This is a genomic window from Halopseudomonas bauzanensis (genome assembly GCF_900114735.1).
Classification (GTDB): domain Bacteria; phylum Pseudomonadota; class Gammaproteobacteria; order Pseudomonadales; family Pseudomonadaceae; genus Halopseudomonas; species Halopseudomonas bauzanensis.
Genome location: NZ_FOUA01000001.1, coordinates 1,299,908 through 1,313,339 on the forward strand (window position 1 = coordinate 1,299,908; position 13,432 = coordinate 1,313,339).

Annotated in this window: 17 protein-coding genes; 14 read left to right on the forward strand and 3 right to left on the reverse strand. The window is 55.5% G+C overall.

Features of this window, described 5'->3' with window-relative positions; all coding sequences use genetic code 11:
- The first annotated feature begins 19 nt into the window (after positions 1-19).
- The 4 genes from BM267_RS05985 to BM267_RS06000 all read left to right on the forward strand — a co-directional run bounded on the left by BM267_RS05985 (position 20) and on the right by BM267_RS06000 (position 2,883).
- Positions 20-1,027 (forward strand): YqaJ viral recombinase family nuclease, encoded by a 1,008-nt coding sequence (locus BM267_RS05985; protein ID WP_074777325.1) that lies wholly within the window; start codon positions 20-22, stop codon positions 1,025-1,027.
- Between the two features lie 80 nt (positions 1,028-1,107).
- Positions 1,108-2,055 (forward strand): recombination directionality factor, encoded by a 948-nt coding sequence (locus BM267_RS05990; RefSeq protein WP_051611425.1) that lies wholly within the window; start codon positions 1,108-1,110, stop codon positions 2,053-2,055.
- The gene (gene radC, locus BM267_RS05995) at positions 2,052-2,525 is read left to right on the forward strand and encodes a RadC family protein (protein WP_036993170.1); all 474 of its coding nucleotides are present in this window, start codon (positions 2,052-2,054) and stop codon (positions 2,523-2,525) included. Before BM267_RS05990 ends, radC begins: the two co-directional genes overlap by 4 nt.
- Positions 2,526-2,562: 37 nt before the next feature.
- A complete protein-coding gene (locus BM267_RS06000; protein WP_074777323.1) occupies positions 2,563-2,883 on the forward strand; it encodes a hypothetical protein in 321 nt (106 codons plus the stop codon).
- Between the two features lie 8 nt (positions 2,884-2,891).
- Here the strand turns inward: BM267_RS06000 and BM267_RS06005 are convergent, their stop codons facing one another.
- Positions 2,892-3,242 carry a helix-turn-helix domain-containing protein gene (locus BM267_RS06005; protein ID WP_074777320.1) on the reverse strand — a complete coding sequence of 117 codons (351 nt, stop codon included), beginning with the start codon at positions 3,240-3,242 and terminating at the stop codon, positions 2,892-2,894.
- Positions 3,243-3,475: 233 nt separating this feature from the next.
- Here BM267_RS06005 and BM267_RS06010 point away from each other — a divergent pair, with 233 nt between their 5' ends.
- From BM267_RS06010 to BM267_RS16785, 4 genes are all read left to right on the forward strand, one after another.
- Complete coding sequence (locus BM267_RS06010; protein ID WP_036993174.1) at positions 3,476-3,925, forward strand: hypothetical protein; 450 nt, start codon at positions 3,476-3,478, stop codon at positions 3,923-3,925.
- A gap of 45 nt (positions 3,926-3,970) precedes the next feature.
- On the forward strand, positions 3,971-4,345 hold the full coding sequence (locus tag BM267_RS16845; protein WP_218144695.1) for a hypothetical protein: 375 nt from the start codon (positions 3,971-3,973) through the stop codon (positions 4,343-4,345).
- Positions 4,346-4,364: 19 nt separating this feature from the next.
- Positions 4,365-4,625 (forward strand): hypothetical protein, encoded by a 261-nt coding sequence (locus tag BM267_RS06020; RefSeq protein WP_036993176.1) that lies wholly within the window; start codon positions 4,365-4,367, stop codon positions 4,623-4,625.
- Between the two features lie 246 nt (positions 4,626-4,871).
- Positions 4,872-5,048, forward strand: coding sequence for a hypothetical protein (locus BM267_RS16785; protein WP_177173368.1), 177 nt, complete (start codon positions 4,872-4,874; stop codon positions 5,046-5,048).
- Between the two features lie 559 nt (positions 5,049-5,607).
- Here the strand turns inward: BM267_RS16785 and BM267_RS06025 are convergent.
- Positions 5,608-6,669: a competence protein CoiA family protein gene (locus tag BM267_RS06025; RefSeq protein WP_143063000.1), complete on the reverse strand. Its 1,062-nt coding sequence runs from the start codon at positions 6,667-6,669 to the stop codon at positions 5,608-5,610.
- Between the two features lie 293 nt (positions 6,670-6,962).
- On the opposite strand from BM267_RS06025, the gene BM267_RS06030 reads away from it, so the two are divergent.
- Complete coding sequence (locus tag BM267_RS06030) at positions 6,963-7,481, forward strand: ferredoxin reductase domain-containing protein (protein WP_235818214.1); 519 nt, start codon at positions 6,963-6,965, stop codon at positions 7,479-7,481.
- A 15-nt stretch (positions 7,482-7,496) separates the two neighbouring features.
- On the opposite strand, the gene BM267_RS06035 is transcribed toward BM267_RS06030, so the two are convergent.
- Positions 7,497-8,189 (reverse strand): VIT1/CCC1 transporter family protein, encoded by a 693-nt coding sequence (locus tag BM267_RS06035; RefSeq protein ID WP_036993182.1) that lies wholly within the window; start codon positions 8,187-8,189, stop codon positions 7,497-7,499.
- 292 nt (positions 8,190-8,481) lie between these two features.
- On the opposite strand from BM267_RS06035, the gene BM267_RS06040 reads away from it, so the two are divergent.
- From BM267_RS06040 to BM267_RS06060, 5 genes are read left to right on the forward strand one after another with little or no spacing between them, the layout of a single operon-like run.
- Positions 8,482-8,937, forward strand: a complete 456-nt coding sequence (locus BM267_RS06040) for a GtrA family protein (RefSeq protein WP_226611481.1) — start codon at positions 8,482-8,484, stop codon at positions 8,935-8,937.
- Positions 8,921-9,949 carry a glycosyltransferase family 2 protein gene (locus BM267_RS06045; RefSeq protein ID WP_036993185.1) on the forward strand — a complete coding sequence of 343 codons (1,029 nt, stop codon included), beginning with the start codon at positions 8,921-8,923 and terminating at the stop codon, positions 9,947-9,949. Before BM267_RS06040 ends, BM267_RS06045 begins: the two co-directional genes overlap by 17 nt.
- Positions 9,933-11,429, forward strand: a complete 1,497-nt coding sequence (locus BM267_RS06050) for an ArnT family glycosyltransferase (protein WP_074777314.1) — start codon at positions 9,933-9,935, stop codon at positions 11,427-11,429. The genes BM267_RS06045 and BM267_RS06050 overlap by 17 nt, the downstream gene beginning before the upstream one ends.
- Positions 11,430-11,454: 25 nt before the next feature.
- A complete protein-coding gene (locus BM267_RS06055) occupies positions 11,455-12,141 on the forward strand; it encodes a response regulator transcription factor (RefSeq protein WP_218144694.1) in 687 nt (228 codons plus the stop codon).
- Positions 12,138-13,427, forward strand: coding sequence for a HAMP domain-containing sensor histidine kinase (locus BM267_RS06060; RefSeq protein WP_074777312.1), 1,290 nt, complete (start codon positions 12,138-12,140; stop codon positions 13,425-13,427). The genes BM267_RS06055 and BM267_RS06060 overlap by 4 nt, the downstream gene beginning before the upstream one ends.
- Positions 13,428-13,432 lie beyond the last annotated feature (5 nt).

The following is a 13,432-nucleotide window of genomic DNA, read 5'->3' on the forward strand; positions in this document are numbered from 1 at the left end:
TTTTGCGTCTGGAGGTTTTATGAGCACTACCCAATCAATACCACAGCCAACAATCCAAAAGACAAGCCGAGGCCTATTGCGTCTGGTCAGCACTAAAGAGCTGAGTCGCGATGAATGGCTGGATGTCCGCAAACGGGGGATCGGCAGTTCTGATTCATCAGCGGCCATTGGTCTCAATCCCTATAAATCTCAGTTGGAGCTTTGGCTGGAGAAAACCAACCGGGATCAGCACCTGGCCAAGCCGAACCCGGATGATGACACCGCTCCCGTGTTCTGGGGCGTGGTGCTGGAGCCGATTGTAGCCTCTCAGTACCAAAGACGCTCCGGCAACAAAGTACGCAAGGTCAACGCTGTGCTTCAGCATCCTGAGCATCCTTGGATGCTCGCCAACATCGACCGGGAGGTAATAGGCAGCCCGGATGTGCAGATACTGGAATGCAAAACCGCTGGCCTCAACGGGGCCAAGCTCTGGCGTGAGGGCGTGCCCAAATACGTTGAGGTGCAGGTAATGCATCAACTGGCGGTGACCGGTAAGCAGGCAGCCGATGTGGCGGTCCTGTTGGGTGGGCAACAGCTAGAGGTGTACCGCATCGAGCGGGATGAGCTGCTGATCAAACACCTGATCGAGCTGGAGCGCCAGTTCTGGCATTACGTTGAGACTGACACGCCTCCACCGGCCGACGGCTCCGATTCAGCTGAGCGGGCTTTGCGCCTGCTGTATCCCGAAGACGATGGCGAGGAGCTGGACTTCACTCAGGATCAGGTACTGAGCGAAGCCTTCTTCAATCTCAAGCAGGTACGTCACACCCTGGCGGAGCTCAATCAGCGCGAGGCTGCGCTCAAGCAAACACTGCAGCAGGCTATAGGCTCAGCCAGCAAGGCCATCTTTGCCGATGGCAGCGTTAGCTGGAAGAAGTCCAGGGATTCCCTGGGCGTCGATACCGCTGCCCTGTTCAATGACCACCCCGAGTTGAAATCCCGTTACCAGGTCGGCAAGCCAGGGAGCCGCCGCTTTCTGGTCAGCTGACCGACCCAAGCATGTTCACAACGCCATAAGCCGACCGCGCCTGCCGTCGGCTTTTTGGTGTGCCTTTAAAGGAGTATTCCATGATCAAAGGTCTGGCCATAACCCCACCTGTTCTGGGGCGTATATCCATCGGCAGGGTCGTCGAAAAGAACGGCAAGCGTCTGCCGGAGAAGGACGACCAGTTCACCATCACCTCTCAGGTACAAACCCGAGACGGCTGGCTACCCCACCCGTTGGATGAGCAGCTACGTAAGGAACAGGGCGGCAAGATACGCAGCATCCCGGTGCGCCTGCTATTCAACGATCCTGATCTGAACTTCCGCGCTGAATACAGCCTGTTTGATCGTAACAGCGGACGTCCGTTATGCGTCGGCAACGGCGATACGTGCAAGCGCTCAACCGCAGAGGGGATTCAGTCACTGCCTTGCCCCTCACCCGATGGATGCCCCCTGGCTCAGGGAGGCCACTGCAAGCCTTACGGACGGCTGAATGTGGGGCTCAGCGAGGAGGACCCGCTGGGTAGCTTTGTATTCAGAACCACGGGATACAACAGCATCCGCACCCTCACAGCACGGCTCAGCTACCTGCAGGCACTATCCGGTGACCGGTTGGCGTGTCTGCCACTGGAACTGCGTCTGCGCGGCAAGTCCACCCGCCAGAGCCATGGCACCCCGATCTTCTACGTCGACCTGACGCTACGAGCCGGCATCAGCCTGGAAGAAGCGCTGCAACAAGCGCGGCAACTGGATCAGGCCCGGCGAGAGACGGGGTTTGATCAACAAGCGCTGGATGCGGCAGCGCAGCTGGGTTTAACCAACGGAGCCTTTGAAGACAGTGAAGATGAAGCCCATCAAGTACTGGAGGAGTTTTATCCGGAAAGCAGCAACCGTACCACCCAGTCGAGTCCCACACCCCGTTCACGCCACAACAGCACCCCCACCCTGCACGAGCTGATTCTGGAGCGCAGCCATCACATGCAGCAACAGGACACACCAGCAGCCGAGACGACGCCAGGAACGAGATCATGAGCCAGACCAAATCCTACACCGCTGTCCCTAACCTATCCGAACTGGACGTATTGGAGTGGGCGCAATCCATCCTCGAAGCACGCTTCAAACGCAGTAACTATCTGACCAACCCCTCGATGGTCAGGGGCTACCTTCAAGCCCAGCTGGCAACGGAGGAACGCGAGGTATTCGCGATAATCCTGCTGGATAGCCAGCATGGGGTGCTGGGCTTCGAAAAGCTGTTCTACGGCACCATCGACAGCGCCAGCGTCTATCCCCGGGAGGTGATAAAGACGGTTCTTAATGCGAACGCCGCTGCGGTGATCATCGCTCACAACCACCCCAGCGGTAACCCCGAGCCCAGCCGGGCTGATATTGCACTGACCACTCGATTGCGTGACGCGCTCAACACCATTGATGTCCGGCTGCTGGACCACCTGGTGGTTGGCGGACTTGAAATAGTGAGCTTTGCAGAGCGGGGGCTGATCTGACCCTCGTTATCTAACCCAGTGAAATGGAGGCAACTCGATGACCAAGAAATGCTCAGCCTGCGAGCAAAACACGTTACTGGACAGCGCTGGAATAGAGAAAAGCGCTATCACCCTGGCAGCGTTGGATAGTGCATTACGCAAGTACCACCAGTACATCCTCGGTAAACAGCCCGACGACCAGGTGTGGTCCGGACTGAATACTCTGCTCGATGCGCTACCTGCGGCTCTGACCGGGCTTGAAGCAGGCCAAGCACAGGGGAAGCGGCTGGCAAACAGTATCAACAGAAGCTGGCTGGGTTCTTTTGAGTCGCTTTGCCTGACATGCGGGCTGTTGTTTCTCCCCGACATGGAAGAGTGAAATGGGACTCAGCCATCATTGGCCATACGGGCACCCAGCTGCTGCATGATGTCCATCAGCAGCTGGCGGTCAGACGGCTTCAGCGTGCCCAAAAGCTTGCTCAAATGACGCGCTTGATCATCCACTTTCATACTGCTGACCGTTAGCAGCTCCGCCGTCTCGCAACCAAATATCTCCGCCAGCTCAAACAATCTGACAACCGTAACCGTCGCAACGCCCCGTTCCAGCCGCGATACTGCTTCGTAGCCGACACCCAACTTTTCAGCTACCTGTTCCTGCGTGAGTCCGGCTTTGATGCGGCGTGAGGCAATAGCTTTGCCGATGTGCTCTGCCAGACCCTTGTGATGCTCTTTCGTCATACCCCCTCCAATTCAACCTAGATAGTTGAATACCAACCGGTTGACATGAAGGGCTTAAAAAGGCGTAATTCGACTCATAGAGTCGAACGGCATCACCTTGACATTATTTTTCAGGATCAGTTGGATACAAACGAATGGAATCGCCCCCCCTGAGCCGAGAGGACAGCTCCCGGCATCCTCTCTCCCTTTGTTCTCAAGGCCGCATGGCCTGTCATGCTAAACAGGAAAGCATCATGAAGAAAACTGCTATCGCTCTGACAGTAGCCGGGCTTCTATCTGCCGGCTCCGTGCTTGCCAGCTCCCCCGAGTGGGTGTCTGGGTGGGGCATGGGTATCACGGAGTACTCCGTCAATGATGGTCGTGGGAATGAGCTGTACATCTCCTGCCCGGATGACGAGTACGAGCACGTCAAGGCATACGCGACAGTCAACGGAAACACTAAAAACTCAGAAGATCAGCCTGGGTTCACAGTCATTGTGGACGGCGAGGTCTACGACAATCCATTTTTCACTGATTGCAGGGTTTGCGCCGCAAATTTTGAGCACTTCTGGGGGGCATTCATTAAGGCACGAGAGCTGCAGATCAAGGTAGATGGGAAAACCGCCGCTCTACCAACAAAGAATATCAGCAAAGTCGTTCTTCCGTTGAACCACCCGGAGAATAGCTGCACTTCAGCTTGGTAAGCGGGCCGTCAAACCAACAGTCAGCGGTTTTTTAAGGAGTACGGTATGGAATATAAGAACATGAAGAACCAGGAAGATCAGGATGACTACGACAATAATGAGTCCCCGATCAACGGCACAGTCGTGATCTGGGGCATCGCCTCTGTTGCAGCTGCCATATTCATGATCACGTTCAATGATTCCGGCATGGTGCTGCGCGCTGGCTTCATGGCCAAATTCTTTGCGTTCGTTGTCGGCAGTATTCTCGGCTTCATTGGCGCAATGATAGGCGACGCCATTTGCCGCTTCGCACGGCCAGATGCGGTTTTCACCCAAGGCTTTTCAGGTCTTGTGTTTGCCAAACTGTTCTGGATTCTGGGGCCACAACTGATTGGCTTGGTCGTGGGCACACTGCTTGGCATCTCACTGGTGCTTGGTTAACCAATAAGGGAAGGGTTCTATGCGATTCAAATTGGTTGCTGCGTTATTCATCGGCATATTGTTAGCAGGGTGCTCCAGCGAAGAAGACAAGGTTCGCGGTGAGTTCCTGGCAGGTTGCGTTCAAGGCGGGGCATCGAAAAAGGTGTGCCGCTGCATGTTCGATAAAATGGTGGATTCTTTAACTGAGCAGGAAATGATCCAGATGAACCGAGGCGGCGCGTTAACCCCACAGATTCTGGACAAAACAGTACGCGCGGGAATGGCCTGCAGAAACGTATAGCCCAACGAACAATGGGACCAATAAGTGCGGATCTATCCTCGCTTCTGGTCTCATTTTTTTAATCTGATAGGAGCCCCTCGCCTACCTCGTATCACCTCCTATCAGCCAACCTCTGATTGGCGTACACCACCCTGCAAAATGGAAACTGCTGCCGAGCCATGAAGGATCGACAGTACTGCCCCCATACTGAATTTTACTTCTATTGATTAAGAAGAGTTCGTAGCTCAAATAACATGAGGATTCCATATGAAAACAATCAACATCTTTGGCGCAGCGCTGGCGCTGATTGGCGCCTTGGCAGGAAGCGGTGCAATTATCGCCACTCTGACAGCAATGGCAAAATTCCCGCCATTTTTGGTAGCTTTTTTATTGGCTTGCTGGATCTTAAGCCGACTGCCAACCACCGAGTCACTGACCACCTGACGCCCTCCCCCTTTCAAACAGTCAAAAGCTGTTTGAAAGGGGCATAGGTTATTTTTGTTTTCGCGATTAAGCTCGACCGACGGCCAACTCAGACAGCCGCATGCAGCGGCGTCTTCTGAAGCCGATTAAGCGCCAGCTCCAGGGTAGCCAGATCAAACAGCTTCAGCTTACGTTGCGCCCAGCTCTCACCGGGGCTGACCACTGACTCACACCCTCTTGCAACGCCTGCGGCTCAGGTGTTACCTGCTCTTCCACCAGCAACCAGTTCACAGTAGACAGCGACTCAAGCCCAAATGGTGATTCAAAACCATCAATCAGCCTGGATGTTCTTTCAAGGGCCGGCAAGAAGGCGCTTGCCTCTGTCCTCAGATAGAGTTCCACCATCTCACGCTTGTCATCATTGAATCAGATAGGATCCATTGGCTCCAGCCCCTCAGCCCCGATGGCTCGCTCCAGGACCTTTACGATTCACCTTCCGGATTGGCAGCAGTCTTTTCCCCTGCTCGAGCTGGATCGGCTTTAGGCACTTCCGGAACCAACGTCAACCTCGGTACGTTCCTCAGGGAGTTATGCGGCGCTGCAGACGAGCGCATCCTGTTGTGAATGCTTTTCTCAAGATCCTGCGGAAACGATCGCGAGCTGAGCAGGCTGTTCTCAACTTCACAGTAGCGGCAAACACAGCTTCTGGATTATTCATCAAGCGGCATGCCATGCATTCAAGAGCCTTGCCATCCCATTCGCGCACTGCCTGGAACATGGTCGCAACGATCATCATTTTGCGCTCATCCAGCGCCGCCGACTCTTCAGCTTGCTGACAGTGAGATCGCTTCATAGCTTCTTGGTACTGCAAGGCCCGATGTTCTGCTTCAGCAGCTTGGCGCTTACGCCGTTCTTCAGCATCCTTCTTTTTTTGTGCCTCTGCCGCTTCCAACTTGGCCAGCAGCTCGATCTCCCATTGCTGGTTCAGGAGCTCTACCTGGTTTTGCAGTTGCTTCAAGCAGTGCGCTTCAAGCTGCTCCGCACGCAATGAACGAATCCAGCGCCGATTATCCGGATCGGCCAATACAGCCCACTCGAAGAGCGCTTTGTCGTTGATCTGTTCATCCGTCAGCCGATGCAGGTCAATCTGCATACTGGCAAGGTTAAATTCTTTCATATACTGCCAGCGCCTATGCTCATTGCGAGCGGAGCACTTGATCCTGACCGCCAACTGCCTCCCCTGCACAGTAACCAAAGCGTGAGCTCGCACCCCGCCCAGGTCGACAAACCGCTCTACCGAATCAGCATCTATAAGCGATGCGTCAAATTCAATCTGCTCGCTACAAACAACACCGCTTTTGGCAGCCTGACGGAGCTCTGCTTGATAACCAGGCAGCAATAATGCCTTGCGCTCAGCTATCAACTGGACAGCCGCCCGCCTGATGCCCTCTGATCTTCCATACTCGCAGCTTTGGGCCGCAGCATGCCGAAAGTGAGGAATTTGCTTACGTCCCTTATTGGCGGCTACAAGAGGGTGACGGCAAGCCGGGCAACGACAACCGCATTTCTTGCCATTTTCAACCTCATGAGCGAGGTACATTCGCCCGTCACGCTCTCCCCACGGTATGGCTGCGTAGCTCATTCACCCACCTTTGCCTTGCCCGCAAATCAAATTGCCGAAACGCTTCACTAAGGCTTTTGCACATACCTCTGGAGCCACACGCGCCAAGCAGTCCCATAACTTTTCCATATTTTGAAGCATAAACCTTCCACTACTCAGCTAACCCGCTGTTAATAATGATGTATGTCCCCGGCTACCGTAAGACACCTTCATTTGAAGCCGGTGACCTGCTCGGCGTTGTGCCCCCGAACAGGCAGGCTCCGCGGTTTTACTCATTGGCCTCCTCTGCCACGGACGGTGTTGTGGAGATATGCGTGCGCAAGCAACCTCGAGGGCTTTGCTCCGGCTATTTGTATGAGTTGAAACCAGGCAATCGAATCAGCACCTTCATTCGCCATAACCCGGGCTTCCGACCCGCCACCGGTAGCAACCCGGTGATATTGATTGGTGCCGGTGCCGGCATTGGGCCACTGGCCGGTTTTATCAGGAAGAATGCCAGTCGCAATCCCATGTACCTGTATTGGGGCGGGCGTAGTTCACAATCGGATTTTCTCTACCAGCCGGAACTGGGTCGTTATCTGGATGACCATCGGCTGACGGCGCTGAATACGGTATTTTCCCGGTCGGACGAACGGGCTTATGTTCAGGATAAGCTCAAACAGGATGAGTCGGCGGTGCGCCAGATGGTGAATGCCGGTGCCCAGATTCTGGTGTGCGGTGGCAAGGATATGGCCGCAGGGGTAAAGCAGGTCATTGATGAGATTCTGAAGCCTCTGGCAACCGATGTGGAAGCGCTCAGAGCGGATGGTCGATATCTGGAAGATGTTTACTGAAGGGCCCCTTTCTCTTCAACCAGCAACTACCCCGAAGAGCGTCCCTACTCCAGCTGTGAGCGCCATGGCCAATGCGCCCCAGAAGGTGACGCGTCGGGCGGCCAGAAATGCCGGGGCACCGCCGGCCTGCGCTGATAACGAACCCAGTAACGCCAGAAATATTAGTGAACTGACTGAGACCGCCGACATAACCAGAGACGCCGGAACGATCAGAACCATCAGCAAGGGCAGGGCGGCGCCCACGGCAAAGGTGCCAGCTGATGCCAAAGCTGCATGCACAGGGCGTGCAGCCAGGGCCTCAGAAATGCCCAACTCGTCCCGTGCATGTGCGCCAAGCGCATCATGTTCCATCAACTGGCTGGCAACTGTAGAGGCCAGCTCCGCATCCAGCCCGCGCTTGATGTATATCGCCGTCAACTCTGCCTGTTCAGACTCCGGGCTGTTCTCCAACTCCGCTTGTTCTCGCCTTAAATCAGCGCGTTCGGTGTCGGCCTGAGAGCTGACCGAGACATACTCTCCGGCGGCCATGGACATGGCACCGGCGACGAGCCCCGCGACACCGGCGACCAGGATGCTTTCGGCGCTCGCGCCCGTGGCAGCAACGCCAAGAACAAGGCTCGCGGTGGAGACAATGCCGTCGTTTGCACCGAGTACGGCGGCTCGGAGCCAACCTGTCCGGTGGGTTTTGTGCTGTTCCTTATGTTTCATCGCGGGGATCCCATCATCTTCACTGAGTCGACGGTTGATGATCAGTTTTACCAATGTTCCGGAGCTTGAGTAGTAAATGATTCAAGCCTGTAGGGGTGCTTCATGTTTGCATGACTAGGTAAAAGATAGCTATCCCGGTGAGCAGTGCCCAGAGCAATCGCACTATGCCTGGTGAAGCGGGATCTTGACCAAGCATTGCATAAGACACTGCAACAGTCAGATCGAACCCCTCTGATACATCCACTGCTTTGACATTTTCCTGATAAAACGCCGACAAAGCCATGACACCGGAGTGGCTAATCTATCGATTCATCAGGTCAGGCCGGAGCTGCCGGTTGTCATTGTGTCTGTTTCCCCTATGAGCAAACTTTTAACCGTTCAGTTGCAAGGATTCATTACTGCCGGAGGCCTTGCCACACTATTCCACTGGTTTGTCATGGCGGCTCTGACCGGTGCAGGGCTTGACGCCACGCTGGCCACCGCAAGCGGAAGCCTGTCCGGTGCAGTTATGAATTATGGACTCCAGCGTCGTCTGGCATTCCGCAATGCCGGCCCTCACCGCCTGACCGCCTGGCGCTACCTGGTGTCCTGTATTTGTGCCTGGCTCTGCAATCTCGCTTTTTTCTTCCTGCTACATCAAATTCTGACCTTGCCGGTCACGCTCTCACAGCTTGTCACGACGGGTCTCGTAGCTGCTCTGAATTACATCGTCTACAAGAGGCTGGTGTTTTATGAACAAATCCCTTGATTTCCATCTCGAGCCGCCAGATGACCGCCTTATCTCCCTGGTGGTACCTGTGTATAACGAGCGAGTCATGCTGCCGCTGTTTTTTGACCGGGTACTGCCCGTGCTTGCCGCGGTCAACCTGCGTCACGAAATTGTGTTCGTGGACGATGGCAGTGAGGATGGCAGCGCGGTTTATATTCGTAATGAGATAAAGCGAACGCCTGGCCTCCGCCTGGTCAAACTGAGTCGGAATTTCGGCAAGGAGGCGGCGGTAACGGCAGGGCTGGAGCATGCCAGGGGCGACGCGGTGATCGTTCTGGATGCGGACCTGCAGGATCCGCCTGAGCAGATCCCCGCCATGATCGAATCCTGGCAGTCCGGGGCAGACGTTGTGTTGATGCAGCGTCGTTCCAGAGCTGGGGAAACCGCGTTCAAACGCTGGAGCGCGCACCTCTTTTACCGGTTGCTGAACCGGACCAGCCGGACCGATATTCCTGTGGATACCGGCGATTTCCGGTTGATGAGCCGTAAGGCCGTAGACGCGATACTGACTCTGAACGAACGTAACCGGTACATGAAAGGACTGTTTGCCTGGATCGGCCTGCCGACCCGTGTCATCCAGTATGACCGGGAACCCCGGGCTGCCGGAGAAACGAAGTGGGATTACCCCGGACTGGTTGGTCTGGCTCTGGAGGGCCTGACCTCATTTTCCGTCTCACCATTGCGCTGGGCGACCGTCATCGGGTTGTTTGCCGCGAGTGTTGGAGCCCTGTTTGGGCTCTGGATCGTGATCAAGGCCATGATGCTCGGCGATGCAACCAGCGGCTATCCGTCACTGGTTGCCATCATCAGCTTTCTCGGTGGCATCCAGCTACTGAGCATCGGTATTGTCGGGGAGTATGTGGGCAAAACCTATCTGGAAACGAAGCAGCGACCGGTCTACCTGGCCGAGGAGGTGCTGGAAAGTCCGGTTGGTGTCAGTCAGCCGTTAAATACGCGGCTGGCGGAGGCGAGTCATGTCAAAGCGATTTAACATCTGGTTCCTGGCGTTGGCAGCGGTACTGGTCAGCCGCCTAATCGGCATGGCGCTGTTTCCTTTTGCCGATACCACCGAACCTCGCTACGCGGAAATTGCCCGCCTGATGGCCGAAACCGGTGACTGGATCACCCCCTGGTTTGAGCCGGGTGTGCCTTTCTGGGGCAAACCACCGTTGTCTTTCTGGGCCCAGGCGTTGGCCATCAAGGTGTTCGGCCTCTCGGAGTTTTCATTGCGCCTGCCGTCCTGGCTGGCAACGTTGGCGATGGTCTGGCTGGTCTGGCGGCTGGCGAAGCAGCTCTGGAATGTCCATGCGGCACTATGGAGTAGCCTGGTGTTCGCCACCATGGCGCTGACTTACATCAGTGCCGGTGCCGTGATGACCGATTCGTTCCTGGCCCTGGGCACGACGCTGACACTGGTCAGCTTCTGTCTGGTGATGTCGGGAGAGGACGGCCCCTGGCGCTGGCTTTTCTTCATCGGACTGGTGATCGGGCTACTGTCCAAGGGCCCGCTGGCAGTCGTACTGGTCGGTATTCCAGTCGTTTTGTGGTTACTCCTTTTCAAACACGAGGTTGCCAGCCTGCGAAAATTTCCGTGGTGGAGGGGGGCTTTACTGACGGTGTTTCTGGTTGGCCCCTGGTATCTGCTGGCTGAACTCAAGACACCCGGGTTTCTGGATTATTTTATCGTAGGGGAGCATATTCGCCGCTTCCTGGATCCCGGATGGACCGGCGATCTGTACGGCAGTGCTCACGATCAGCCCAAAGGTATGATCTGGTTGTTCTGGTTGTGGGCATCGTTCCCCTGGGGACTTGTTGCACTGGTGGGCGTGATTGCCAGCTGGTTTGCTGGTCGAGGGACAGGTCGCATTCGGTTGCCGCTGTCACATCCTGGCTCCTGCTTTCTTTTTGTCAGTGCGCTGGCGCCCATGCTGTTTTTTACCGCCGCGGGTAACACGCTCTGGACCTATGTGCTGCCATCCTTGCCATTTACAGCCATGCTGATCGGTCGTTGGATTTCAGACATGGATTCCGTAAGACTTTTCGGAATGAGGCCGCTGTTGGTGGGATTGGTGCCCGTGCTGCTGACTGTTTTCGTGGGGCTGACTACGGCAGGCCTGATACCGTTCAAGACGGAAAAAGAACTGGTAAGCTATTACCTGCAGGTCAGAAAGCCTGGCGACAGTCCATTGCTCTACCTGGATGATCTGCCATTCTCGGCCAGATATTACTCGCGTGGAACAGCTATGGAAATTTCGGAGGACGATTGGAAGGAACTGCGGCAGCGCGATGGAGTACGACGATTCTATGTGGCTGTTCCCGAAGACTGGTCGGACCGGGAAATCGCGGCGCTATCGCCGTCAGCTGACAAGGTGCTCAGGAACCGCCGCTACCAGTTACTCGCTATAGAGACCCCTGTTCGAAATCTGCAATCGGCGTCGAATGCTGATGGAGCCCTATTGAATGACAGCTAACAGGCCGCCTCTAAGGCTACTGGTCGTGGAAGATCAGGTGGACCTTGCGGAGAATCTTTTCGAGTTCCTGGGTGAGGAACGCTATTCGCTTGATTTCGCGGCTGACGGTCTGACTGCCTTACACTTACTGGCCACTGAGAGCTACGACGTTATCGTACTCGACCTGATGCTGCCGGGCGTGAATGGCTTCGATGTTTGCCGTCGTATCCGACAGGACCTGCAGTGTCAGACCCCCATCATTCTGATGACCTCCCTCAGTGCGCTCAACGACAAGGAAAAAGGCTTTGAGTGCGGTGCGGACGATTATCTCGTAAAACCGTTTGAATTGCGGGAACTCCAGTTGAGAATCGAGGCGCTTCACCGGCGCCATTCACCGATGAAGCCGGTTCTGCAGGCTGGGGAGATCCGGTTCAACCCTGGCACCCTGGAAGTCGAACTGCGTGGAATGAAAACCACGCTTTCCGGCACGTCGTCCCGGTTATTCGAATTGCTGATACGAGCTTACCCGAATTTTCTCAGTCATACCGCGCTCAGCGATGCCTTATGGGGGGGTGCCCGCTACGGGGATGCCGAGGGAAACAGTCTGCGTACCCATATCTACACGCTTCGAAAAGCGTTGGCGGCAGACCTTGGCAACGGATTGGTGAAAACGGTTCATGGGCGGGGGTATCGTCTGGAGTCTCCCGAAGATGGCGACCGGACGACATCATGAAGTCCTCGTTGACGGCCAGGCTCACCCGAACCCTGTTTCTCCTTATTGCCGCCACTGCGGCGGTGTCCATATTCATTGTTGAGCAGTTTGTCGATGATGTAGAAGACACCATCCTGGATCTTGAACTGAAAGCGGACGCTGAGTATTTCAAGGAGCGGCTTCGCAACGATGAATTCCAGCCTGTAAAAACGGCAAGGCTGGAAGCAGTATTCCTGCCTGAGGGAGAGACTGAGGCGGTGCTGCCGACGTATTTCCAAGCACGCATCCTGCCATTTTCCCGGGAAATCGAAGTCGGCGAGACGACGCTGCTTATTGTCGGGGAACGACTTGAGGAACCCAATGGAAAACTCTTCCTGGCCCAGGATATTACCATCATGGAGAATCGTGAGTTCCTGGTTCAGCTGATCCTGATCAGCGTGGCGGCTGGTATGCTCCTGATCGGGTATTTTATTGCTCGTGGGAGTGCCCGCTATCTGGTGCGTCCGTTCAGAAACTTGACCCGTGAGGTGCTGGGTGCGGTACCTGGAACGTCGGTGCCGCGAATCAACACGAGTTATCGCGATCAGGAATTTTGCGACATCGCCGAGGCTTTCAACCGCTTTCTCTCAGAGCTTGAGCACCACATTGAGAGAGAGAAATCCTTTGTAAAGCTGGCCAGTCATGAACTGCGTACGCCCCTGGCGGTGATGAATGGCGCACTCAATGTGCTGGAGCAACGCCAAAACCTGTCGGAAGGTGATCAGAAGACCCTGGCCCGCCTGCGCAGGGCCATGCAGACCATGCGCGACGACATGGATGTTCTGCTGGAGCTTGCCCGCAGCGAGGCTTCGAGCGAAGGCTCCAGGATGGTTAAGGTGAGTGAGATCGTCCGGACCACTATTGACGATCTGGAGCATGGGCATCCCGACCAGGCTGGGCGCATTACGCTATTTGAAGATAATCCTGATGTGAGAGTCAGAACCTATCCCGTATTGGTGCGTATGCTAATGCGCAACCTGTTGCAGAATGCTCTGCGCCATACCAGGTCACCTGTTGAGGTTCATATGCTGTCGAACGGAATTCTGGTAAAGGATTTTGGTTCAGGTCTTCCTGACGCAGTGGTAAAAAACCTGAGGGTCTCGCGTGCAACCGGCGGCGGCTTGCCCAGAGCAGACCAACTCAACAATACAACCTTCGGTTTGCTCATTGTACGGTTGGTCTGTGAACGGCTCGGCTGGGGGCTCCAGGTTACACAGTCAGATGACCGGGGCACCGAGTTCATGATTGAGATCGGCAACCGGGGGTGATCAGT

Bases quoted from the DNA above. Each gene is read 5' to 3' on its own strand.
- BM267_RS06020 (WP_036993176.1), top strand. From the start codon at position 4,365: ATGCGATTCAAATTGGTTGCTGCGTTATTCATCGGCATATTGTTAGCA.
- BM267_RS16845 (WP_218144695.1), top strand. From the start codon at position 3,971: ATGGAATATAAGAACATGAAGAACCAGGAAGATCAGGATGACTACGAC.
- BM267_RS06050 (WP_074777314.1), top strand. From the start codon at position 9,933: ATGTCAAAGCGATTTAACATCTGGTTCCTGGCGTTGGCAGCGGTACTG.
- BM267_RS06010 (WP_036993174.1), top strand. From the start codon at position 3,476: ATGAAGAAAACTGCTATCGCTCTGACAGTAGCCGGGCTTCTATCTGCC.
- radC (WP_036993170.1), top strand. From the start codon at position 2,052: ATGAGCCAGACCAAATCCTACACCGCTGTCCCTAACCTATCCGAACTG.
- BM267_RS05985 (WP_074777325.1), top strand. From the start codon at position 20: ATGAGCACTACCCAATCAATACCACAGCCAACAATCCAAAAGACAAGC.
- BM267_RS06045 (WP_036993185.1), top strand. From the start codon at position 8,921: ATGAACAAATCCCTTGATTTCCATCTCGAGCCGCCAGATGACCGCCTT.
- BM267_RS06000 (WP_074777323.1), top strand. From the start codon at position 2,563: ATGACCAAGAAATGCTCAGCCTGCGAGCAAAACACGTTACTGGACAGC.
- BM267_RS16785 (WP_177173368.1), top strand. From the start codon at position 4,872: ATGAAAACAATCAACATCTTTGGCGCAGCGCTGGCGCTGATTGGCGCC.
- BM267_RS06025 (WP_143063000.1), bottom strand. From the start codon at position 6,669: ATGAGCTACGCAGCCATACCGTGGGGAGAGCGTGACGGGCGAATGTAC.
- BM267_RS06005 (WP_074777320.1), bottom strand. From the start codon at position 3,242: ATGACGAAAGAGCATCACAAGGGTCTGGCAGAGCACATCGGCAAAGCT.
- BM267_RS05990 (WP_051611425.1), top strand. From the start codon at position 1,108: ATGATCAAAGGTCTGGCCATAACCCCACCTGTTCTGGGGCGTATATCC.
- BM267_RS06060 (WP_074777312.1), top strand. From the start codon at position 12,138: ATGAAGTCCTCGTTGACGGCCAGGCTCACCCGAACCCTGTTTCTCCTT.
- BM267_RS06035 (WP_036993182.1), bottom strand. From the start codon at position 8,189: ATGAAACATAAGGAACAGCACAAAACCCACCGGACAGGTTGGCTCCGA.